The sequence below is a fragment of the Bradyrhizobium sp. STM 3557 genome, from assembly GCF_045571465.1.
GTDB lineage: Bacteria > Pseudomonadota > Alphaproteobacteria > Rhizobiales > Xanthobacteraceae > Bradyrhizobium.
The window spans coordinates 553,487-576,045 of the sequence record NZ_CP120697.1 but is presented as its reverse complement, the minus strand read 5'-3'; the positions used below and the strand labels follow the sequence as shown (position 1 = coordinate 576,045).

At 65.3% G+C, this 22,559-nt stretch carries 15 protein-coding genes; 8 read left to right on the top strand and 7 right to left on the bottom strand.

All coding sequences use genetic code 11. The annotated features are described in order from the left end of the window. Positions 1-227: 227 nt before the first annotated feature. Positions 228-2,264: an AsmA family protein gene (locus P6U24_RS02635; protein WP_407157657.1), complete on the bottom strand. Its 2,037-nt coding sequence runs from the start codon at positions 2,262-2,264 to the stop codon at positions 228-230. A 338-nt stretch (positions 2,265-2,602) separates the two neighbouring features. Between P6U24_RS02635 and P6U24_RS02630 the strand changes: the two genes are divergently transcribed. The 3 genes from P6U24_RS02630 (at position 2,603) to P6U24_RS02620 (ending at position 6,379) form a co-directional block, all read left to right on the top strand. Beyond that, on the top strand, positions 2,603-3,277 hold the full coding sequence (locus P6U24_RS02630; RefSeq protein WP_407157656.1) for a Crp/Fnr family transcriptional regulator: 675 nt from the start codon (positions 2,603-2,605) through the stop codon (positions 3,275-3,277). 480 nt (positions 3,278-3,757) lie between these two features. Then, the gene (locus tag P6U24_RS02625; RefSeq protein ID WP_407157655.1) at positions 3,758-5,335 is read left to right on the top strand and encodes a glycosyltransferase family 39 protein; all 1,578 of its coding nucleotides are present in this window, start codon (positions 3,758-3,760) and stop codon (positions 5,333-5,335) included. Positions 5,336-5,419: 84 nt separating this feature from the next. Continuing rightward, positions 5,420-6,379: a DNA-methyltransferase gene (locus P6U24_RS02620; protein WP_407157654.1), complete on the top strand. Its 960-nt coding sequence runs from the start codon at positions 5,420-5,422 to the stop codon at positions 6,377-6,379. Here the strand turns inward: P6U24_RS02620 and P6U24_RS02615 are convergent. From P6U24_RS02615 to P6U24_RS02600, 4 genes are all read right to left on the bottom strand, one after another. After that, positions 6,357-9,503 (bottom strand): efflux RND transporter permease subunit, encoded by a 3,147-nt coding sequence (locus P6U24_RS02615; RefSeq protein WP_407157653.1) that lies wholly within the window; start codon positions 9,501-9,503, stop codon positions 6,357-6,359. The two genes, P6U24_RS02620 and P6U24_RS02615, sit on opposite strands and share 23 nt — an antisense overlap. Continuing rightward, the gene (locus tag P6U24_RS02610) at positions 9,503-10,429 is read right to left on the bottom strand and encodes an efflux RND transporter periplasmic adaptor subunit (RefSeq protein ID WP_407157652.1); all 927 of its coding nucleotides are present in this window, start codon (positions 10,427-10,429) and stop codon (positions 9,503-9,505) included. Before P6U24_RS02610 ends, P6U24_RS02615 begins: the two co-directional genes overlap by 1 nt. 169 nt (positions 10,430-10,598) lie before the next feature. Then, a complete protein-coding gene (locus P6U24_RS02605; RefSeq protein WP_407160750.1) occupies positions 10,599-11,243 on the bottom strand; it encodes an OmpA family protein in 645 nt (214 codons plus the stop codon). 178 nt (positions 11,244-11,421) lie between these two features. Beyond that, complete coding sequence (locus P6U24_RS02600; protein WP_407160749.1) at positions 11,422-12,936, bottom strand: caspase family protein; 1,515 nt, start codon at positions 12,934-12,936, stop codon at positions 11,422-11,424. Positions 12,937-13,199: 263 nt separating this feature from the next. Between P6U24_RS02600 and P6U24_RS02595 the strand changes: the two genes are divergently transcribed. Beyond that, positions 13,200-14,018 (top strand): N-acyl homoserine lactonase family protein, encoded by an 819-nt coding sequence (locus P6U24_RS02595; RefSeq protein WP_407157651.1) that lies wholly within the window; start codon positions 13,200-13,202, stop codon positions 14,016-14,018. Positions 14,019-14,020: 2 nt separating this feature from the next. After that, positions 14,021-14,902, top strand: a complete 882-nt coding sequence (locus P6U24_RS02590) for an NAD(P)-dependent oxidoreductase (RefSeq protein WP_407160748.1) — start codon at positions 14,021-14,023, stop codon at positions 14,900-14,902. A 1,073-nt stretch (positions 14,903-15,975) separates the two neighbouring features. On the opposite strand, the gene P6U24_RS02585 is transcribed toward P6U24_RS02590, so the two are convergent. Further along, positions 15,976-16,965, bottom strand: a complete 990-nt coding sequence (locus tag P6U24_RS02585; protein WP_407157650.1) for a L,D-transpeptidase — start codon at positions 16,963-16,965, stop codon at positions 15,976-15,978. Between the two features lie 236 nt (positions 16,966-17,201). On the opposite strand from P6U24_RS02585, the gene P6U24_RS02580 reads away from it, so the two are divergent. After that, positions 17,202-18,092, top strand: coding sequence for an efflux RND transporter periplasmic adaptor subunit (locus tag P6U24_RS02580; RefSeq protein WP_407157649.1), 891 nt, complete (start codon positions 17,202-17,204; stop codon positions 18,090-18,092). 305 nt (positions 18,093-18,397) lie between these two features. Here the strand turns inward: P6U24_RS02580 and P6U24_RS02575 are convergent, their stop codons facing one another. Next, entirely contained in the window at positions 18,398-19,258 is an 861-nt protein-coding gene (locus tag P6U24_RS02575; RefSeq protein ID WP_407157648.1) for a caspase domain-containing protein, read from the bottom strand. A 409-nt stretch (positions 19,259-19,667) separates the two neighbouring features. Here P6U24_RS02575 and P6U24_RS02570 point away from each other — a divergent pair, with 409 nt between their 5' ends. Together P6U24_RS02570 and P6U24_RS02565 are read left to right on the top strand one after the other, a co-directional pair. Further along, positions 19,668-21,398, top strand: coding sequence for a hypothetical protein (locus tag P6U24_RS02570; RefSeq protein WP_407157647.1), 1,731 nt, complete (start codon positions 19,668-19,670; stop codon positions 21,396-21,398). A 333-nt stretch (positions 21,399-21,731) separates the two neighbouring features. After that, complete coding sequence (locus P6U24_RS02565; protein ID WP_407157646.1) at positions 21,732-22,469, top strand: thermonuclease family protein; 738 nt, start codon at positions 21,732-21,734, stop codon at positions 22,467-22,469. The last annotated feature ends 90 nt before the right edge of the window (positions 22,470-22,559 follow it).

Below are 22,559 nucleotides of genomic sequence, written 5' to 3'. Positions count from 1 at the left end.
GCGGCCGCAGCACCCTGGTGCCGGTCTTCATCGCATCGGCACGATTGAAAGTGCCTGGCCCCGCTGGCCTGGCTGCCTGGCCAATGTACCACAATTTGCCGTGCAAAAGCCGAACCGCCGCCGCATGGTGAACGGCCGGTGCGGAGAGATGCGAGCCGATGGCCAGGCGCCATCCTCCATTCGGAGGACGATCATCAGCCCCGACCGGCAGGCGATCCGGTCACATGCTACCGATTGAACAGCCGCTTCAGCACGTCATTCATCGGCGCGCTGTCCTGCGGGGCGTCCTGCGCAGGAGGCTGGATCGATCCTTGCGGAGCCGGACTGGTCGGGTCGGATGGCGATGACGGCGGCGGCGCGCGGTCCCGCCCTTTCGTGCCCTGCTGCTGCAGCCCCTGCTGGATCAGATCGCCGATGGCCGCGCCGAGCTGGCCGCCGAGCAGGTCGGGCGATGTTCCCGGTCTCGTCGGCGTCCCGGGATCGGGTGATGCCGCTCCATTCGACGTCGCACGGCCGATCAGCCCACCGATGCCGTTGATCAGCCTGTCCAGCCCGGCGCCATCCCTGCCGAACAGCCCCTGCCCCATCTGCTTCAGCCTGGCATAGGCGGCGTCTGGATCGTCGAGGATGCCGGCCATATCGGGATAGAAGCGCGGCTGTGCCCAGGGGCCATCGACGACGACGGGAATGCCGAGCCCGACCGGATCGGAGGTACGGCCCTGTCCCTCGGTGGTCAACACGAGCTTCGGCTCGACCCGCAACGCCAATGCCTTATTGGCGAGATCGATCGTGCCTCCGCCGGTCACCTTGACCAGCGGGCCGATCAGATTGAGATCGGATGTCGTCGCCTGGCCGCGGTCGACCTGGAAGGAGGCCGAGAGCTGGCTGAGATCGGTCGACAGCTCCTGCGATTGCTGCCAGCCCGAGAGCGGGTTCGACGTCAGCGAGCGGATCATCTGCGCGATGTTGATGCCGCGAATGGCGCCATCGGTGAAGATCAGGAACGCCGAACCGCTCACATTCGACATGATCGCCTGCTGGCTGGCGCCGCTGGAGCGCAGCGCCAGCTTGGCTTGCATCCTGGCATCGAGCTTGTCGAAATCTGCGAGGTTCTGCAGCAGCGGCAGCGCGCGCACGCCGGCGAGATCGCCATGCATCGCGTAGGTCGGATTGCCGCTCGTGGCATCGATTACGATCTCGCCACTGGCCTGGCCGTCATAGGCACCCAGATTGACGATCGTCGCCTTGAGCACGCCACCGGCGAGCGAAGCCTCTACCGTAGCCGGCCCGAGGTGGGCGCCCGATGCCTTCAGCTCTGAGGCCGAGAGCTTCACCTTTGCATCGAGATAGTTCAGTCCTATGAGATCGATCGGTGTTGTGCTCCAGCCCTGCGAGCCGCTCGTCGCGACAGCATCGCTTGATCCGAGCTCCAGCCGCTGGAAATCGAGATCGAGCTTCACCAGTGGCTTGCTGGCAATTTCGACCGACGCCCAACCATTGAAGGCGCCGCCATCGAGCATCCCGCTGAGACTGTTGATCATCACGACCTTGCCGCTGCGCCGCAGCTCGGCATGACCCGACAGCGGCGTGCGCAGCATGCCCGGCATATCGAGGTTGAAATCCACCGGGACCGCCTTGCGCTCCGCAGGCGGCGAAGACACATCGGCCTTGGCATCGAATGTGACGGAATGTGCCGCGGCGCGCGCGATGCCGGTGATCGCAATCTTGTTGTCGGCCGACCGCACCGCCTTGGCGTCGATGCCATCGATTCGTTCCTCCACGCGGTCGCGCGGATTGGACAAGATGACGGCGCCATCCGTGACGACCAGACGATCGATCAGTACCGGGCTGTCATCGCCGCTCTTCGCGGCCGTATTGCTTCGCGGCGGAATGTCACGGAACCGCTCACGGAGCAGCGGCAGATGCAGCGTGGGCTTCTCCACGATGAGCTCACCAATCTCGGGGCGCCCTGACCACAGGGTCGATAGGCTCACATCTGCCTTGACCCGGCTGATTGTCAGCCGGCTGGTCCCGTCCCGATCCCCGGGATCCTGCAGTGTGACATCGGTCAGGACGGCGCGAGGCGACGGCCACAGGTCGAGGCTGGCCGAGCCGGCAACGCTCAGCCGATACCCGGTTTCGCGCTCGACGCGGTCCTGGATCGCAGAGGTGAAGAATCCGATCGGCAGACCGAACAGCAAGGGCAGCGCCAGGATGATCACCACGATCGCGATCGCAGCACTCGCGATTTTCAATGCCTTCATATCGATAGTCCGATCGCGCGAGCGGCTGCACGCACTGTTCTGTCCGGCCGGAACGCCATCCTCTGAAAGGTGGGGAGTGTATTCCGCAAACGACAGCCTGCTCCAGAGCGCCGGAAAATAATCAGCAGGCCGGCACGGTTATGTGACTTATGACACACTTCCGCCGGATCGATTTCTGTAACTGGGGCTTTCCCAGCATCTCGCCCGCCGGTCGCAGGCCGACCTGCGATATGACGACCGAGGTGCTGGCCAGAGAAGTCAGAACGTTGCTTTCATTCTGAGGATCCTGGAACCACCCGGCCGCGCGCCGCGGCGCGCCTATTTTCAAAGGCATAATGATGAGCAAGCAGGCCGAATTTGCGGTCATTTTGAAGATGAACCCGATGTTCGCGGACCTTGGTTCCGACGAGCTGCAGCGTCTGTCCAATCTGTGTCACACGCAAAATCTCTCCGCAGGCGAGACGCTGTTCCAGAAGGGCGATCCCGGCAACGCGCTGTTCGGTGTGCGCCGCGGCCAGATCCGCATCGAGACCGGCGCCACCGACGGCAGCCGGTTGACACTGAACTTCATGGGCCCCGGCGATCTGTTCGGTGAAGTTGCGGTGCTCGATGGCCAGGAGCGCACGGCGGATGCGACGGCCGGCGAAGCGACCGAACTGTTCGTGCTCCGGCGCGAAGACTTCCTGCAGTTCCTCGAGCGCGAACCGAAGGTGGCGATCAAGCTCATTCAGCTGCTGTGCCAGCGCATCCGCTGGCAGAGCGAGCGCATGGAGGAATCCGTCCTGCAGCCGCTGCCGATCCGGCTGGCGCGACGGCTGTGCGCATTGGCCGAGGATTTCGGCTCCGAGGTCCACATCTCGCAGGAGCAGCTCGGCATCTTCGTCGGCGCCGCCCGCGAGAGCGTCAACCGGCAGCTGCAGACCTGGCGCAAGGACGGCATTCTGGATCTGCAGCGCGGCCGCATCCTGCTGCAGAACATGACGCGCCTCAACGCGATCGCGCGCAACGACTGAGCTCATCGGCGCGTCGCGATTTTTCCACCTTGGTGCCGCGCTCGCTGACGTCCCGCCGCACCGTGCTCACGTACCGTCGCCTCGCGACATCAGCGTGATTGCGTCAGACAACTCAGCAGGCTGCGCAGGATGACGGCAACACTGCGGCACAGCTGAAAATCGGCTTTTCCGAGTCGCTGGCGTGACGCGAAACATGCTACCTGCTTCGTTTGATGTCTACACGGCCAAACATGATCGCATTTAGGTCACCACTCCTCACAATTTGCGACATGAACAGTTTTTAACGAATCTAAATAGGCAATTCGGCGGTGGTGACGACCAGTCTGTTCGCGTGTGACCCGCGCGCGAGCAGAGAGTTCGTGTGCCCTGCCAGTCATGTGAGTACCTGGTTCGATGTGTGTTGCGTTGTCTGTTGCGATTGGGCGGGCCAAAGCATCATCGATGTGGTCGTCCACGTCGAGCTGGTCGTGGCAAAGACCCTTGCTGCTCTTGATAGAAGGCGTCGAGGAAGGCTGGGCCATTCCACTCCTGATCGCTGGCTTTGTCGCGGTGTGGATGGCTTACCTCAGCATCGCCTATGCCGGCGGAGATCTGCATCAGGACGTGCTGGAAACCTGGACGCTCGGCCGCAGCTTCGATTGGGGCTCGTCCAAGCATCCGCCGCTGATGGGTTGGATCGCGCGCCTCTGGAGCTCGCTGTTTCCGCTCACCAACTGGTCGTTCGACCTGCTGGCGCTGACCAACGCTGCGATCGCGCTCCTGATCATCGACCTCATCGCGCGACAATTTGTCCGCGGTGACAAGCGACTGATCGTGATGCTGCTGTTGATGCTGCTGCCGATCTATCAGATGCATGCGCAGCGCTTCAATGCCAATGCGGTACTACTCGCGACCTGGCCGCTTGCGACCTTCTGCTTCCTCCGCTCGTTCCAGACGCGGACGGTCGGCTGGGCGGCGGTCGCCGGCGCGACCGCGGCGCTTGCGATGCTGGGCAAGTATTACTCGATATTTCTGATCGGCGGCTTTGCCGTTGCGGCAATCTGCCATCCCGAGCGGCGCGCCTATTTCACCTCGCGCGCACCCTGGATCGCAGCAGCGACCGGCCTATTGGCCCTCGCGCCGCACATCCACTGGCTGGCAACCACCGGAGCGCAGCCGTTTGCCTATGCGATGGAGCACCATTCCGGCAAGGCGCTCGGCCCGGCTGTGCGCGAAGCAGGCGGCTTCGTGCTGGCGATCGCCGGCATCGTCGCGGTGCCCGGCCTGATCTGGCTTCGGATGGCGGGCCGCCGCGTCCTCACCAATTTCAGCCGCGACGTCAGCGCGATGCCATCCGGCATGAAGCTGCTCTCGACGATTGGCATCGGCACGGTGGTCCTGCCGGCGCTCACGGCAGCGGTGCTGGGAACGGACATGCCGCCGCTCTGGGGATTGCAGGGCATTTTCCTGTTCGTGATCGTCATCGTCTGCGGCGCAAACTATCCGGTGCCGCGGGTCCTGACGGTCAATCTCGCAGCAACGGTCATTGGTATCGCGATGCTGGCGGCCGGCGTGGCAGCACCCGTGCACGCGCTCTACCGCAACACTCACCCGCTCAGCGAGGGCCGCAACTTCTATCAGGGCGCGATTGCCGAACTCACGCGCCGCTGGCACGCGCTGTCGGATACGCCACTTCCGGCGGTCGGCGGCGACGAGGGGCTCGCTTTCGCGGCGGCCTTCTACAGTCCCGATCATCCCGTCTACGACCCACGCCTGCTCACAGCGCATGTACAGCCGCAGCCCGATGGAGGCCGGAGCGTGCAAGGCTGGACCGCGCTCTGCTACGACACCGATGTCCCTTGCATAACGGCGATGGAGCGCGCGGTGGCCGGGGAGCCCAACGTCGTCAGGTCCGATTTCGTGCTGCAGTCCGGCCTGCTCGGCGAGCCCGGCGCAACGCAGGGCTTCATCGCGCTGCTTGTCCCGCCGCAGCTGGAACAGCCGGAAAGGCCGTCGCCGAGCCGCAGCATCGCCGAGGAATTCAGTGCCAAGCGCCGCACCCGGCCCGCCGTGAACTGAGATATTGCGCCGCGCTTCACACGTTGCGGTTGACGGCATCGGGCGGCCGAATAGAGTTGCGGCGGACCTTGATCGCGGTGGAAGATGCCGAACAGGTCGCATCGCAATGCCGGCCATATCGGCATGAACCGGCTGCGCAAACTGGGACGGCTCCATGCCTCCGCACGCGCGATCGGCCCCGGCGCCGATATCACGTCCCACGTCGTCGCGACCGGCGATTGCCTCGAGACGCTGCGCAGGATTCCGTCCGGCACGATCCAGCTCGTGATCTGCGATCCACCCTACAACATCAATGTCGCCGGCTGGGACACGCTCGACGACTATGTCGATTGGGCCGGCCGCTGGCTTGGCGAGATCGAGCGCGTGCTGGCTCCATCAGGCAATCTCGTGCTGTTCGGCGGCCTGCAATACCAGGCCGAGGCTGGCGGCGGCGACTTGCTCAGCCTGCTGGCCTGGATGCGTGCCAACAGCCGGATGCTGCTCGCCAACCTCATCATCTGGCACTACCCGAACGGCATGAGCGCGCAGCGCTTCTTCGCCAATCGCCACGAGGAGATCGCCTGGTTCGCCAGAACGCCGAGATATTACTTCGATCTCGACGCTGTCAGGACACCCCTCGATCCGGCCACGCTCGCCGCCTACAAGCGCGACAAGCGCCTCAACCCTCTGAGCCTCGACAAGGGCATCAACCCGACCAATGTCTGGAAGATCGCCCGGCTCAACGGCAATGCGCGGGAGCGCGTCGGCCACCCGACCCAGAAGCCGCGCGAGCTGATCGAGCGCATCGTCCGCGCGCTGTCCTATCCGGGATCGACGGTGCTCGACGTGTTCGCTGGCAGCGGCGTGACCGGGCGCGTCGCGATCGAGACCGGCCGGCACTCCATCCTTGGCGATGCCGACCCGCAGCTCCCGATCTTTCTCGCGCGCCACCTCAAGCAGATGCACGACGCCGGTTCAGACGTTCCCGCGCATCGGCTGATCGATGATGGCGACTGGTCGGCGCATCCGGTGTTCCGGATGGCTACTCAGCCGCCGGCGACATGACCGATGGTGGCTTGTGCTGCCCGTCGCTCTTGGACTGCTCCTGCGCCGCCGCGTCGTGAGCGGCGGAGGAGACGATCAGTCGCCTGCCCGCGCGCTGGAACAACGAGCCGACGTCATCCATCACCATGAACATCGCCGGCACGAACACGAGCGACAGGACCGTCGAGAACAACAGGCCGCCGATCACGGCAAGCGCCATCGGCGAGCGGAATTCGCCGCCGGCGCCGACGGCAAGCGCACTCGGCACCATGCCGGCAACCATCGCGATCGTCGTCATCACGATCGGGCGCGCCCGCTTCATGCCGGCGTCGATCATCGCCTCGTCGCGCGGCTTGCCGGCACGGATCGCTTCGATCGCGAACTCGACCAGCATGATCGCATTCTTGGTGACGATGCCCATCAGCATCAGGATGCCGATCGAGACGGGAATGGTGAGCTGCTTGCCGGTCAGCAGCAGTGCCGCGATGGCGCCGCCGATCGACAGCGGCAGCGAGAACAGGATGGTGATCGGCTGCAGGAACGTGCCGAACAGCAGCACCAGCACCGCATAGACCATCATCAGACCCGACGTCATCGCGGTGACGAAGCCTTCCGACAGCTCATTGAGGCTTTCGGCATCGCCGGACGGATTGACCCTCACGACCTTCGGCAGGGTCTTCATGACCGGCAGCTGATAGATCTGCCTGGTGGCGTCGCCGAGCGCGGCAAAGCCGACAAGGTCAGCGGTGACGGTCGCCTGGCGTTCGCGGTCATAGCGGTTGATGCTGGTCGGCCCCTGATCGAGCTTGACGTCGGCGACAACCGACAGCGGCACACCGCCCTTCTCGCCGTGCGCACCGAGCGGCACCCGCAGCTGCTCCAACGTCTTCACGTTGGCACGCGCCGCGTCCTCGAGCTGCACCCGGATCGGGACCAGCCGGTCGCCGGCGTCGAACTTCGCCAGCGCCGGGCCGACATCGCCGATGGTGGCGACGCGGATCGTCTGCGACAGGCTCTCGGTCGACACGCCGAGACGCGCGGCGAGATCGGCGCGCGGCTGGATGCGCAGCTCCGGCCGGTCGAGCGAGGTTTCCGCGATCACGTTGGCGATGATCGGAATCCGCTTCATCTGCAACGCCAGCTCGCTTGCGACATTGTCGACGATGTTGCTGTCCGAACCGGTCACGATCAGCGAGATCGCGCGCAGGCCGTTCTCGTCCTGGAACCAGAAGCGAATGTCCGGCACATTCCCGAGCTCCTCGCTGATCTCGTGCTCGAGCTCGCGCTGGGTGACCCTGCGCTCGGTCTTTGGCGTGTAGTTGATGATCAGCGAGGCTCGGCGCACTTCCATGACGCCGGATGGCGAACGGCCGCCGTCGACGAACACGCTGCGCACTTCGGGGCGCTTGCGCAGGCGAGCGACGATGTCCTCGGTGACCTTTTCGGTGTAGGCGAGCTGCGAGCCCGGCGGCAGTTCCAGCGCCATCAGCGACCGCGCAGTGTCCTGCGCCGGCAGGAAGCCCTCCGGCAGCAGCTTGATACTCCAGACCGAGGCGGCGAAGATCACGAGGCCGATCGCCACCGTGACATAATGGTGCTTCACCGACCAGCCGACGACGCGATGATAGCCGCGCAGGATGCGGCCCGGCGGTGGCTCGTCATGGGCTTGATGCTTGAGGAAATAGGCCGCCAGCATCGGCGTGACGAATCGCGCAGCAAGCAGCGAGAAGAACACCTGCACCGATACGGTGATGCCGAACTGTTTGAAGAACTGTCCGGCGATGCCGGACATGAAGCTTGCAGGCGTGAAGATCGCGATGATGGTGAGGCTGATCGCGATCACCGCGAGCCCGATCTCGTCGGCGGCCTCGAGCGCGGCACGATAGGGCGTCTTGCCCATCCGCATGTGACGGACGATATTCTCGATCTCGACGATCGCGTCGTCGACAAGGATGCCGGTCGACAGCGTGATGGCGAGGAACGAGACCAGGTTCAGCGAGAAGCCGAGCAGATCCATCGCCCAGAAGGCGGGGAAGATCGACAGTGGCAGCGAGATGGCCGCAATCACGGTGGCCCTGATGTCGCGCAGGAACAATAGCACGATGACGACGGCGAGGATCGCACCCTCGAACAGGGTCGAGATCGCTGCCTCGTAATTGCCCTTGGTGAAATCGACGGAGGTGTCGATCAGCTTCAGGTCGACATCGGGATAGGCGGCTTTGAGTGCATCGATGCGCTTCTGCACCGCGGCCGCGACCACGACGTCGCTTGCGCCCTTGGCGCGCTTGATGCCGAGCGCCACCACCGGCTCGCCGTTGAAGCGCGCGAAAGTGTGCCGGTCGGCGATGGTGTCGGTGACGGTGCCGAGATCGTCGAGCCGGACCTCGCCGCCGCCGAACAGCGGAATCATGGTGCCGGCAAGCTCGTTCAGCGTCTTGGCGCCGGCCAGCGTGCGGATCGCCTGGTCGTTCTTGCCGATCTCGGCGCGGCCGCCCGCGAGGTCGACATTGGTGCCGCGAAGGCTCTGGCTGACATTGACAGCAGTCAGCCCCATCGCCTGCAGCCGGTCCGGATCGAGCGAGACCAGGATCTCGCGCTCGACACCGCCGATGCGCTCGACCTGGCTGACGCCGCGCACGCCCTGCAGGGCGCGCTTGACCACGTCGTCGACGAAGAAGGACAGCTGCTCCGGCGTCTTGCCCGGCGAGATCGCCGCATAGGTGACGATCGGTAGGCCGATCTTGTCGACGCGCGAGATCAAGGGTTCGGTGACGTTCTGCGGCAGTTCGGCGCGCACCCGCGTCACCGCGTCCTTGACGTCATTGAGTGCGCGGTCGGTATTGGTTTCCAGGGCAAACTGGATCGTGGTCACCGACAGGCCGTCGGTGATCGTGGACGAGATATGGCGCACGCCTTCCACACCGGAGACGCCGTCCTCGATGGTCTTGGCGACTTGCGATTCGAGCTCCGCCGGCGCGGCACCGAATTGGGACACCGCGACCGAGATCACCGGGATATCGGCGTTGGGCAGTCGCGTCACGGCGAGCTTGGTGAAGCTGATCCAGCCCAGGATCAGAAGGATGATCGAGAACACGACCGACGGCAGCGGGTTCCGGATCGACCATGCCGAGATATTCAATGCCATCAGCGTACCCGCGTGCGATCGATGTCTTCGGCGAACATGGCCCTGATCTGGTCGCCATCATGCAGCGAGCTGCCGGCGTCGGCCACGACGATCTCATCGACGTCGAGGCCCTCCAGGATTTCGGTCGAGGTGTCCGAGACCAGCCCGACCCTGACCCTGCGCGTCTCGATGATGTTGCCTTTCACGACCTGGATCGTCAGGTGATCGATCGCGGTATTGGGGATCGCGACGCCGCAGCTGCGCTTGGCATCGATGCTGGCGCGCGCGAACATGCCGACCTTGAGCTGCGCGCTGCTGGTCAGCGAGATCCTGACATGGCCAAGCTGGGTGTTGCGATCGATCTGCGGCGAGACCTGTCGAACCCGGCCGCCGATGTCGGGCGCGTCGTCGCGGCTGATGCGCACCGTGGCGCCCGGATTGAGCTTGAGCAGATTTACGCTCGGCACCTCGGCATCGAGCTCGAGCTCGTTGTTGATGGCGATGCGGAACATCGGACCGGCCTGCGGCGAGGCCGGCGCACCGACGATCGTCTTGACCTCCGTGACGACGCCGGCGGCCGGGGCGCGCAGCGACACTGGCTTGCCCGCTGCGGCGGCCGGCACGCCCGGCTGGGGTGGCGGCGGCGTCAGACGCGCAAGTTCCTGGTTCTCGGTGACCGTGTCGCCTTCCTTCACCAGCAGGTCGGTGACCCTGGAGCCTTCCTGGTCGACCCCGACCACCGCCTCGCGCCGCGGCACCACGAAGCCGGTCACCCGCACCAGGTCGGAGAAGCAGGCGTTGACGGCCTTGGCGACGACCACAAGCGCCTGCATCCGCGGCTCCTCCGGCACCGGATGGGACCGATGCTCGAACAGGTAGTAGCCGACCAGGAGGGCGATGATGAACACCGCAGCGCCTGCAGGTTTGAGGGTCTCGGAAAGCTTCATCGGCCAATCAATCCCGACAGGGTGAGACGAGCAGGCGGCGACGGGCCCATCCAGGGCGCCGAGCGGGAGCTTGGCGCGGCCCGCGCCGCTCGTCACAAATGAGACGCGTCCCACCCCATTGGAGGAACGCGTCCCGTCTGTAAACCGCTGTCTCGGTCACGCGGGCCCGTCAAGGCTGCTTTGCCGCGGTCTTGCTTGCCATGTTAACCACCTGCACGCGACGGTTCACTTCGGCGAGGGGCCGGCTCGGATCCTTCAACTTGCTCTTGCCATATCCGACAGCGACGAGGTCGGAACCGGCGATGTGGAATTTCTCGACCAGATAACGCTTGATGGAATCGGCCCGGCGCTCCGACAGGTCCTGGTTGTAGGCGTCGGTTCCCGCCGCATCGGTGTGACCAGCAACCACGAAAGTCGCGCCCTTCAGCCCCGGGCTGGTCAGCGCGCGGCCGAGGGCCTGCACCGAGCGCAGCGATTTCTGGCTGATATTGGCGGAGTTGTAGTCGAAGGTGATCTCGAGATCGATGTTCGGCTTTGCTTGCGCCATGGTCGCGAGTTGCTCGCGCTCGGCCGGCGAGAATGAGCGGGGCGCACGGCCGCGGACGCTTTGCAGGAATGTGTCCTCGGCCGGCGGGGCCGCGGGTGGGGCGGCGGCCTGTTCGGCCGGCCGGTCGAGCGACAATCCGCGGATCAACGGCGGCGCCTTCGGCACGGCGAGCGCACGCACGATCTGGTCCTCGGTCACGTCCTCCGCGGCGATGGCGCTGACCACGCCGAGCGACAATCCGGCGCCGATCGCGGCGATCGCCAGCATTGCGCGAGAGCGCGGCAGCGCCGCCGCCATGGTCTTGCAAATCGTCATGATGGCCAGCCCCTCACAATCGGTCTCGTCAGACACACCGCAAGCGCGGGCTTGCGGCAATCACTGTCGCCGTTTGTCTCGCGGAGGCGGCGTAGGGTTCGACTGATGTCGGCTGCGGCGCACAAAAATCTCAGCGAACGCCGTAGCTTTCGTACTCGCTGACGATGTTCGGATCCATCGCCTTGGCGTTGGCGATGTCGAGCGCGCCCTCCTGCGCCGCGCCGTTGCGCTGCTTGGCGAGACCGCGACCATAGAGCGACGAGGTCAGGCGCGGATTGATCTTCAGCGCCGCGTCGAAATCGGCGATCGCGTTCTTGGTGGCGCCGCTCTTCAGGTTGACGAGACCGCGGCTGTCGAGCGCATCGACGAAGTTCGGCCGCAGTCGCAGCGCCTCGTTGCAATCCTTCAGCGCGCCTTGCAGCTCGCCGATGACGGTGCGGGCCCAGCAGCGGTTGTTGAGCGCCTCAACGTCCTTCGGATTGATCCGGATGGTGGCGTCGAAATCCTTGATCGCAAGCTCGTAGGCGCCCTTGCTGGCATAGACCTGGCCCCGCCGGTAGAGCGCGCCGACATCGTCCGGGTTGGCGCTGAGCCTGTCGTTGAGCCCCTTGATGACGGGATCATCGGCGAGTGCGAGCTGCGGCGACGGCGCGGCATTGGCCGCAGGCGTATTGCTTGGCGAGGGCGACGGCGAAGCAGACGGCGGAGGCAGCACGGGCTGCGCTGGCTTCTCGGCCTTCTGCGCCGGCGGAGGAACCGGACTGGCAGCCGGCGGCGGAGTTGCCGGCGCCGCCGCGACCTGGGCCGGCGCGGGCGACGGGGCCGGCGCTGGGGCAGCCGGCGGCGCGCTATTGCCTTCGCTCAGGCCACCTGTCAGCCGGCTGCCGGTGCCGGTGCCGGGCACGAAGGAGAAGTCCTCCGCGAGCGAGGACGAGATCCACGGCACCTGCTCGCTGCGCGAGGCGCGGGTGACGCCGACGCGGGTGCGGTTCAGCGTCTCCTCTGCGGTGAGATCGGGGACGCGAATCTCCTTGAGCAGCTCCTGCACGAACAGGCTATGGTCGCGGCCACTGTCCGACACCACCGAGGCCAGCGCGGCCGAGTACATCACCAAGGTACCGCTTGGCGCGATCACCGGCGCAAGGCCGGCCGAGGAGGTGCGGAAGCGGCGCTCGAACGGGTTGCGGCGGGAGGCATCGATCAGCGCGATCTTGACGCCGGCACCGCGGCTGTTGATCTCGCCGAGCACCGTCTCCAGGCTGAGGCCGTCGCGACGCACATCGGCTTCCTGCCAGATCTGCGCATCGACCGGGATCATGTAGCTCTGCCGGTTCGATTGGATAGCGAAGCCGGAATAGAACACCAGCACCACCGAGCCCGGCCTGACCTTGCCATAGAGCCGGTCGAACGCGCGGCGCATGGTCTCGCCGCCGGCGTTCTCCTGGACCTCGACGGTGAAGCCGTCGCGCTTGAGCTCCTCGGCGACATCGCGCGCATCGTTGATCGGCTCTTTCAGCGGCGCGTCGGCGTCGGGATATTTCGCATTGCCGATCACCAGCGCAACACGGTCGCCCGCCGCGCATGCGGGACCTGTGAGAGCGGCAGAGACAAACAGGCAGAGCAGCAATACCAGGCGAAACGTCATCACGATGGCGGTCCAGCGGTCAGCAACGAGGCGCCGTGTCCAGCTTGCGCCGCGGCGACCTTAACCCACGCAAACTGCATTATCAAATCGCGGTGATGGCACGTCAACCGCTTGGAATGTCGTAGGAATCATCTACCCGCCTCATCGTCCCGTTCGCACGCCCACGTCCTGTGTCATCGCTGCAACGCCGCTCCTGTCGTTGACCTTTGCCGGCGCCGGTGGCTTGGTGCCGTTCCCACTCCTGCAAGCAACGAGAACAACGAATGGGAAACGCCGCCGAGATCTACGCGCTCCGCTATGCGACGATGTCGCCGCGCGTGCCGCACATGAACTTCCTGCAGCCCGATCCGCATGACACGACGGCACAGGACCTCGATTATTTCGTGTGGCTGATCCGCCTTCCCGGCCGCGACATCCTGGTCGACACCGGCTTCAATGCCGAGGAGGCGCGCTTGCGCAGCCGCACCATCAAGCTCAATCCGGTGGAGGCGCTGGCCGGCTTCGGCGTCAGGGCGGAGACCATCCGCGACGTCATCGTCACTCATCTGCATTACGATCACGCCGGCAATCTCGACCGCTTTCCGGTCGCGCGCTTCCATCTCCAGGAGCGCGAGATGGCCTATGCGACCGGCCGCTGCATGTGCAACGGCCTGCTGCGCCATCCGTTCTCGGTGGAGCACGTCACGCAGATGGTGCGCCATGTCTATGGCGAGCGCGTCACCTTCCATTCCGGCGACGGCGAGGTCGCCCCAGGCGTCACCGTGCATCGCGTCGGCGGCCATTCCGACGGGCTGCAGGTGGTGCGCGTCGAGACTGCGCGCGGCCCCGTGGTGCTGGCCTCGGACGCGGCCCATTACTACGCCAATCTGCACAGGCGCAGCCCGTTTCCGATCGTCTACAATATCGGCGACATGGCCGCGGGCTGGGAGACCGTGGAACGGCTCGCCGGCCATCCCGATCGCACCATCCCGGGCCACGATCCGATCGTGACCGAGCTCTATCCATCGATCGGCGACACCGGGGACGTCTTCGCGCTGCATGTCGCGCCGTCGCGCTCCTTCACCAAGCGGGAGACCCCCTGATGATGGGCGGCCCGCTCGGCTTCATTGGACTCGGCGTGATGGGCGAGCCGATCTGCCGGAATCTCCTGCGCAAGAGCGGCCGGCCGGTCATCGCGTTCGATCTTGCGGCCGAGCCGCTCGAACGCATCGCGGAGGAAGGCGCCGCCGTCGCGACCTCGGTCGCCGATGTCGTGACCGGCAGCGCGCTCGTCTTCCTCTGCCTGCCGAGCGCGAAGCATGTGCGCAGCGTGTTCGAGAATGACGGCATTCTCGCCCATGCCAACCCGCAGCAGATCGTGATCGATCTCGGCACGTCCTCGGTGAAGCAGACCCGCGATTTCGCACGCGCGCTCCAGGACAAGGGCGCGAGCTGGATCGACGCGCCGATCGCCCGCACGCGCCAAGCGGCGCAGGACGGCACCTTGAGCGTGATGGTCGGTAGCTCGCCGGAGTTGTTTGCCGCGGTCGAGCCGCTGATCCGCTGCTTTGCGACCGACGTCACGCGGTGCGGCGAGGTCGGCGCCGGGCAGGTGACCAAGATCCTCAACAATATGGTGCTGTTCGAGACCGTGAATGCGCTGAGCGAGGCGGTTGCGGTGGCGCGCCGGAGCGGCGTCGAGTCGAAGCTGCTGCTGGAGACCTTGTCGAAGGGCTCCGCCGACAGCTTCGCGCTGCGCAACCATGGCCTCAAGGCGATCGTGCCGGGCATCTTTCCCGAGCGCGCCTTCTCGACCGCATACGCGCTGAAGGATCTCTCCTACGCACTCGAACTCGCCGGCGATGCCGGCCTGCACTTGCGCGGCGCCGAGCTGATCGGCTCCCTCCTGAAGCAGGCGATCGATGCCGGCGATGGGGACGCGTATTTTCCGGTGATCGCGAAGCTCATTGATCGTGGAACAAGATAATGTAGGTGTCGACGCCTCCGCCGTCATTGCGAGGAGCGAAGCGGACGAAAGCAATCCAGACCGTCTCAGCCTAAAGATTCTGGATTGCTTCGCTTTGCTCGCAATGACGACGTGGCTTCGATCTCGCGCCAACAATATCGGGATTCCGGGTTCGCCCTACGTCCCGGGAATGGCGCGTGGACTCAGATTCGAATGTCAAACAGCCTAATCGCGGTCATCGCCCGCGCAGGCGGGCGATCCAGTATGCCAGAGACGATCGTCATCCATCGAGAGGTCGCGGCGTACTGGATGCCCCGCCTACGCGGGGCATGACATCGGAACACACGTCCACGATCTCGCGACGCGTGTCGCGCCCGAGCTATGCCAACGATCCACCCTCATAACGGATAGAGGGCACAGGGAAGGCCGGGCGCCGGCTGGCGCCCGCGGTCCGCGTGCAGCAAAAAGCACGCAGCAGAACCACAGGCTCAGCCGAGATCACCCGGCCTTCCCTGCGCGATGGTTTACGCCTTATACGCGCTCTCCCCAGGGACCGGCTCTCTTGCCCCTGTCGCTCACCGGATGCGTCGACATCTCACGAGCTTGACCTCAGCACCGGGAGGCCAGGACCACACGACTTCGCCGTCCTGTCAGAATTGTTCGTCCGCTCGCGAATGCGCGCTGCAATTCCGATAGGCCATCGCATCTCAGGCCCGGCACTCGTGACGATCGCGAAGCGCCCCTCTTGGCAGGGTCGAGACGCCGGAGAATGTGAAGTTGATTTGCCCGACGACGCAAGGGGATTCTTTGCAACAGATGGGGACTCGCCTGTCATCATCTTGACGACGCTCGACGAATTAGTTGGATACAGCAGCGGCGTCATTGAGAGGAGCGTCAGCGACGAAGCAATCCAGACTGCACCCCGGATCGATTCTGGATTGCTTCCGCCGTCGCCCTTCGGGCTATGGCGGACACGTCGCTTCGCTCGCAATGACGGTTGGGGGGAGGGTCTCGATCAAGAATGTCGAGATTCCCGGCTCGGTCGCTATCCGCGAACGCGCCGGAATGACGGCACGTGCGAGAGACTTGCGCGCTCAATGCAAATCCACCTCGGCGTGGCGCTTCAGATGCTCGCCGATGAAGCGCACGTCCCAATTGGTCATGCGCACGCAGCCATGCGACTCGGACTTGCCGACCTTCGACGGCTCGGCGGTGCCGTGGATGCCGTAGCCGTTGCCGACGGAAAGCCCGATCCAGTACGAGCCCACCGGGTTGTTCGGCCCCGGCTTGATGGTGAACGGCTTCCCGGATTTGATGCCCTTGAACTCATAGTCCGGATTGTAGCGATAGGTCGGATTCTCATCCGACGAAACCGTTTTGAAGGTGCCGGTCGGCGTCGGCTTTTCCTCGCTGCCGACGGTGGCCGGAAAGAAGGCCACCAGCTTGTTGTCCTTGTCGAACGCCTGCACCGTGCCTTCGTCCTTGTTGACGTCGAGCCGGGTGATCTGCGGCAGCTTCGGCCTGTTCTTGTCATCGGGCCTGATGACGCCCGCGACCGCGATCTCGTCATCGACCTTATCGAACGTCTTGCCCGGGTTGAGCGCGGCAAGCAGGTCCTCGCTCATGTGGAATTTCTCCGCCAGTCCCTCGCGCGGACTGGCGTAGCCGAGCGCGGGAAGGTCCTTCATGTCCTCCATGTGCTGCGGCGGCTTTTGCAGGAACGGTCCCTTCACGTCCTGCTTGGTGATCTTGTAGCTGACGATGACAGGCTCCTGATCCTGCGCGGTCAGTGCGGTCCACAACTCAGGTGTCAGTTTGGAGCCGGTCTTCAAGCCTCGTGACGCGGCGAAGGCGGCCAGCGCCTTCTGGGCGTTGTCGCCGAACCGGCCGTCGATCTCGCCCGGCGAGAAATGCGCACGGTCGAGCAGCACCTGCGCTCTTATCGCGACCGGATCCATCCTCGCCTCGCCCGGCGGACGCTTGCGCAGCTCGGCGGTGTTGACGGCGTCGGGTTTGAGCTCGACAGCAAACACCGGAGCGACCAGCGACGAGGACAGCAGCAGCGGGATCAGGAGGCGAATCATATGTTGCCCATGAAAGCAAGGAGAGCCAATTCGGATGCATCAACGTGACGATCCGAAATAAGTTCGCGCTTTTCGCGGCCGCAGAGTGAACAACGCGTGCCCGCGAGCGACCAATGACAGGCGGTTCGGCCGGCAGCCGCATCGCGTGACGTGCTGCGGGGACGACAATTCGGCGGCACTGGTCCGGACCCAGCGCATCTGTTATCGATCGATCAGCTCACAGGATCAGTATTCGTATGATACAAGTCCCGCCCTCCCGCCTGCCGCGCGCGCTGTTGATGGCAGCCAGCCTTGCCTTGCTGGTGCAGGGCGCCATGGCGGCGGACAGCGAACCGCCAAAGGGCGCCGCGGTGACGGTGCTGACGGCGGCAAAATCCTGCTTCGACAACACGGTCGAGGTTTCGGGCCTGGTCCTGGCGCGCGACGAGACCGCGGTGCGTCCGGACCGGCCGGGACTGAAGGTGGCCGAGGTGCTCGTCGATCCCGGCAGCACCGTGACCGCGGGCCAGAACCTGGCGCGGCTGACCGCGCCCGATGGCGGCACGATCATGGTGCAGGCGCCGGTCGCCGGAACGGTCTCTGCCTCCACCGCGACCGTCGGCGCCTTGGCCTCGGCGCGGGGCGAGGCCCTGTTCTCGATCATCGCGCGCAACGAATACGACCTGGTCGGCCTGGTGCCGAGCGCTGAGATCAACAAGCTCGCGGTGAACCAGACTGCCAGGATCCGCATCGTCGGCGTCGGCGATGTCGATGGCAAGGTTCGCCTGATCGCGCCAACCGTCGAGCCGAACAGCCAGCTCGGCCGGGCCTTCATCGGCATCAACGCCAGCCGGCGGCTGTTGGTCAATTCCGCGGGGCGCGCGCTGATCAAGATCGGCCAGAGCTGTAACGTCGCGGTGCCGCTGACATCGGTGCTCTATGATCCTGCCGGCACTGTCGTACAGGTGGTGCGACGGGAGCGGGTCGAGACGCGGCGGGTCGAGGTAGGCCTATTGTCCGGCGGACAGGTCGAGATCCGCGACGGGCTCAACGAGGGCGACGTCGTGGTGGCACGCGCCGGCGCGCTGCTCCGCGAAGGCGATTTGGTGCGGCCGGTGATGGCGACGGCCGAACAGGCGGGGAAGTAGTAAGAGAACTGCCGACCACTGGCATCTCGTCATGCCCGCGCAGGCGTGCATCCAGTGCGCCGCGGCCCATCAGCTCAAGCACTGCCGCCTCGTTATTTGGCACTCGCTCAATAAAAAAACGGCGTCGTCCCGGCGAACGCCGGGACCTATACCCACCGGCGCTCATGTTGCGACGGCTGATCATGGGCATCGCGCCACAAGCGATGGCTGCGGCGTATGGGTCCCGGGTCGGCGCGCTGCGCGCTTGCCCGGGACGACAGGCGTGGAATGCGGCTCGCAACGTCGCCCAATCTTGGAGTAGCGCCTCAGCTTCCCGCGTCCGGCTCGGCGCCGAAGCGAACGTCTTCGAGCAGCGATGAGGAGACCGACGGCACCTGCTCGCCGTCGGAAGCGCGAGAGATCGCCATGCGGGTCTTGTTGAACACGGCCTCCGCGCCGGCCGACTTGCCGTCGAGATTGCTCAGCAGCTCGGCAACCAGCACGCTGTTGCGGCCGTCCGAGTCATTGACGACCTTGCCCGGCATCGCCGACGAGAGGACCAGCGCATTGGCCGGCGCGTTGATCGCCGCGAGCCCGTGCGAGAAGGCGCGGAAGCGCCGCTCGTAGGGATTGCGGCGCGCGGCGTCGAGCACGACGAGCTTGGCGCGGGCGCCCTGGCGCTGCATCAGTTCCAGCACCTTCTCCACGCTGGTGCCATCGCGGCGGACGTCGCGCTCCTTCCAGATCGCGGCGTCGACCGGGATCATGTAGCTCTCCCGGCCGGCCTGGATGGCGTAGCCGCCATAGAACAGCATCACCACCGAGTCCGGCTTGATCTTCGCCTGCAGCCGCGCGATCGCGCGCGCCATGTCGTCCTTGGTTGCGTCCTCGATCACGTCGACGTCGAAACCATCACGGCGCAGCGCGCCATCGAGCGCACGCGCATCATTGATGGGCTGCGAGAGCGGGTCGCCCGCGTCGGGATAATGACCATTGCCGATGACCAGCGCGAGCTTGGCGCCGGCCTTTCCCGTCACCGCCCCCTGCTCGGTCGCAACCGCCTTCACGGGATCGAGCGTGCGCTTGTTCAAGGCAGCATGCGCGCCGATGGCGAGCGACGCCGTGCCGATCAGGGCGGCGGCAATCGCAAGCGAGCGGCGGGAGAGAGAAGACTGCCTTGCTGTCATCCATTCAATCCTGGTCAGAGCCAATCCGGTCGATGTCAAACCCGGTCAATGCCAAACCGTTCAGCCCCAGGCGTGCGCACGCGCTGGTCGCGCCGAGTTCCCGAAAGGTTTGAGAAGTTGCGGGACGATGTGTCGTCCAATTGCGCGCAATTTGCCGCGCCGCAACGAAGAAAGCCTTAACCCGATCCCCGCCAGCGGGCAAGACGCAAACATCGATGATTTTACAAACACTTGAATATTAAGGCAAAATTCACCATGCGGACCATTGTTTGCGAAGCAAGAAAATGGTCCGGAATTGCCACATTTAACAGCCCGTGCGCGGCCGTCACTGTGACTACATCACATTTGTCTTTACCGGTCCGCCATGTCAGGCTCAGCGACCCGCCCGCCGATTCCGAGCGAAAATTTCATGAGCCTTCAGTATTTCGCCGGCGCCGCATATCGAACCCTGACGGCGCGGAAGGACGGGCCTTCGCTCTATGACGTCTGCGATCCGGTGCTGCGCCGCCCCAGGAGCGGCGATGCGCATATTGCCAAATTCTACCGGACCGCGCTCGGCAATCCGGCGTTGCGCGCTTTGCTGCATCGTGCCGGGCTGCCCGAGTTGAACGAGCCGGCGCGCCTGACGGCGCTGCGCGAGGCCTTGATACGTGCTCGCGACGATGCATCGCCCGACTGGGACGCGATCGGCCGGCCGGTCGCCGACCTCATCGATAGCTTCGCGCTGACGCATCCGCAGCCGCCTCGAGCGGACCGGCCTGCCGCGATGCCGGCGGCAAACGCAATCGACCGCATCATCCGCGCCTGCGGCGCGCATCTGCTCGGCTCGTTCGCGACAAACGGCTTCATTCCGACCTTTGCCGCCTTCAACCTGATCGGCGATCCGGACCTGAAGGGCCGCGAATTCCTCACCGCGCTGGCCGGGCTGAATTCGCGCGGCTACAAGAATTCGACGCTGCTGTTCAATCTCGCCCGCGTCTTCATCGCGCGCTCGCAAGCAAGCGCGATCGTCAACCCGCCCTGGCGCGGCATCGCCGAGCCGATGTGGGCGCCGGTGCAGATCCGCCATCGCTCGGCCTATTACGACGCCTTCTTCACCGAGGCGCTGCTCGCCTTCATCGAGAGCGGGCTTGCGTCTCCCAACCAGGCCAGCTCCGCCCGCGGCGCTATCGCGGCCATGGTCGATTTCTGCCTCAAGACCAGCCGCGAGACCGTGCGCGGCGCCGACGGCGCGACCTATGACGTGGTGACCGCGCTGGCGCCTCTGCCGCATCCGCGCTTCTCCCGCTTCTTCGCGCACATCAAGCAGGATCTCGGCTTCGGCGTCTATGTGCCGGACTGCGACACCACGGCCTGCGCATTCTCGGCGGCGACGCAGGCGGGCTCCGACGATCCGATGCTGAGCCAGCCGCTGGTCGATTTCTATGCCGGCTACCAGGTGCGCGCCGGCAGCAACGAGCCGCGCGTCACGGTGCCGATCAACGACGGCATTGACTATGAGGGCGGGATCGCCACCTGGATCGACAGTATCAAAGGCGAGCGGCCGTTCGGCAACGACCTCGATCCGACGCTCAATCTCGACGTGCTTGAAGTCTCGTTCCGAAACTTGGCCCGATGGCGAATTCTGGAGACGCCGCGACGGCTGCAGATGATCCGGCAGATCATCGCGTTCCAGCAGCGCCTGGTGGTCAGCGGCGCTTTCACCGACCCGCGCTCACACATCTATTATCTGCCCGAGCTTTACTGCGCCTATTTCGGCCGCTGCTACGCTGCCTTCATGATGCTGCCGGCGGCGGCGCGCCGCATGATCGATCCCGGCGGCGCTTTCGAGATCATCCGCATCCACGTGCTGGCCTATGTGCAGGACGAGTTGATCGCGTGCGAGATGAACGCGTTCGATGCGGCGCTGGCGCTGATCGCGCTCGGCCATCTCGGCGCGGAGCGTGCCGCCTTCGTGCCGGCGCTGCATTGCGTCGTTGCCTGCTTCGGCGAGGAGGGTAAGCGCGCGCCGTACCGGGCCTATGAGTGGAACAAGATGAAGACCCCGACCCGCATCCTGGTCGGCGGCCCCGAAGTGACCTCCGCCTTCGTGCTGATGGGGCTGACCCTGGCGCGGCGGGTGACGACGGCACAGGGCTGAGGAGCGGAAACGGACGTGGGGAAGTCCTTCACCCTCCCCTGGAGGGGGAGGGTCGGCTCACATGAGCGAAGCGAAATGTGAGCCGGGGTGGGGTGATATCTCACGTCACCACTTCACCCCACCCCGATTGCGCGCTTCGCCCGCAATCGACCCTCCCCCTCCAGGGGAGGGTGAAGGACCGAGCATGCCGCGCGATGACCGCGCATCTCGACCAATGCGTAAGCAGCATCGCGCGAAGTTGAGGCTACCCGGCCCAAACGAGGGTGGCGCCGGGTGCCGATCCGTTTCACAATCTGTTGCTGTGAAACAAATCCAGGATGCACGGCGCCGTTCATGTGGACGAAAATCCGATTTCCTCTGCTGTTCTTCCCTCTGCTCTTGGCTCTGCCACACCTGGCCCAGGCTGCCGATATCACCGGCGTGCCGAAGATCCGCGAGGCCGACACGCTACAGATCGGCAGCACGCGGATCCGGCTCGGCGGCATCGATGCGCCCTCGGTCGACCAGCTCTGCATCAACACGCAAGGCGAGCGCTGGACCTGCGGCGTCGCCGCGCGCGACGAATTGATCAAGCACACCGATGGCAAGAGCTGGACCTGCCATCCGCGGCAGGTCGACCGCCGCGGCCGCCAGGTCGCGCGCTGCGAGGTCGATGGCGAGGACATCCAGAAATGGCTGGTCGAGAACGGCTGGGCGCTGGCCTATACCCGTCTGTCCAAGGACTACGAGGCGGACGAAAAAGCTGCGCGCGAGGCCAAGGCCGGGATGTGGCAGGGCGCCTTCATCGCGCCATGGGACTGGCGCGTGCGCAACAAGAAGACCCCGATCCTTGGCGCCACCAAGCCGCCGGAGAATGCCCATGCGATCCTGCTCGCCTCGGCCTCGGGCCCGGTTGCACCATCGCCCGACTGCACCATCAAGGGCAATGTCAACAGCGCCGGCGAATGCATCTATCACCAGCCGACCAGCCGCTGGTACGCGCAGATCAAGATGCGCATCAGCAAGGGCACGCGCTGGTTCTGCTCGGTCGAGGAGGCCGAGGCGGCCGGTTGCCGCGAAACCCGGCGCTAGCGCCATCAGCAACATGCCAGCCTCCCGGTATCTCCGGCTTTTCTTGAGCTGCTGCGGCGCGTAAAACCGCATCCGGCCCACCGGGTTTGA

What these genes read in the sequence shown, in the direction of transcription:
- P6U24_RS02635 (WP_407157657.1), bottom strand. Translation starts at nt 2,264, where the DNA reads ATGAAGGCATTGAAAATCGCGAGTGCTGCGATCGCGATCGTGGTGATC.
- P6U24_RS02630 (WP_407157656.1), top strand. Translation starts at nt 2,603, where the DNA reads ATGAGCAAGCAGGCCGAATTTGCGGTCATTTTGAAGATGAACCCGATG.
- P6U24_RS02620 (WP_407157654.1), top strand. Translation starts at nt 5,420, where the DNA reads ATGCCGAACAGGTCGCATCGCAATGCCGGCCATATCGGCATGAACCGG.
- P6U24_RS02615 (WP_407157653.1), bottom strand. Translation starts at nt 9,503, where the DNA reads ATGGCATTGAATATCTCGGCATGGTCGATCCGGAACCCGCTGCCGTCG.
- P6U24_RS02610 (WP_407157652.1), bottom strand. Translation starts at nt 10,429, where the DNA reads ATGAAGCTTTCCGAGACCCTCAAACCTGCAGGCGCTGCGGTGTTCATC.
- P6U24_RS02605 (WP_407160750.1), bottom strand. Translation starts at nt 11,243, where the DNA reads ATGCTGGCGATCGCCGCGATCGGCGCCGGATTGTCGCTCGGCGTGGTC.
- P6U24_RS02600 (WP_407160749.1), bottom strand. Translation starts at nt 12,936, where the DNA reads ATGACGTTTCGCCTGGTATTGCTGCTCTGCCTGTTTGTCTCTGCCGCT.
- P6U24_RS02595 (WP_407157651.1), top strand. Translation starts at nt 13,200, where the DNA reads ATGGGAAACGCCGCCGAGATCTACGCGCTCCGCTATGCGACGATGTCG.
- P6U24_RS02590 (WP_407160748.1), top strand. Translation starts at nt 14,021, where the DNA reads ATGGGCGGCCCGCTCGGCTTCATTGGACTCGGCGTGATGGGCGAGCCG.
- P6U24_RS02585 (WP_407157650.1), bottom strand. Translation starts at nt 16,965, where the DNA reads ATGATTCGCCTCCTGATCCCGCTGCTGCTGTCCTCGTCGCTGGTCGCT.
- P6U24_RS02580 (WP_407157649.1), top strand. Translation starts at nt 17,202, where the DNA reads ATGATACAAGTCCCGCCCTCCCGCCTGCCGCGCGCGCTGTTGATGGCA.
- P6U24_RS02575 (WP_407157648.1), bottom strand. Translation starts at nt 19,258, where the DNA reads ATGACAGCAAGGCAGTCTTCTCTCTCCCGCCGCTCGCTTGCGATTGCC.
- P6U24_RS02570 (WP_407157647.1), top strand. Translation starts at nt 19,668, where the DNA reads ATGAGCCTTCAGTATTTCGCCGGCGCCGCATATCGAACCCTGACGGCG.
- P6U24_RS02565 (WP_407157646.1), top strand. Translation starts at nt 21,732, where the DNA reads ATGTGGACGAAAATCCGATTTCCTCTGCTGTTCTTCCCTCTGCTCTTG.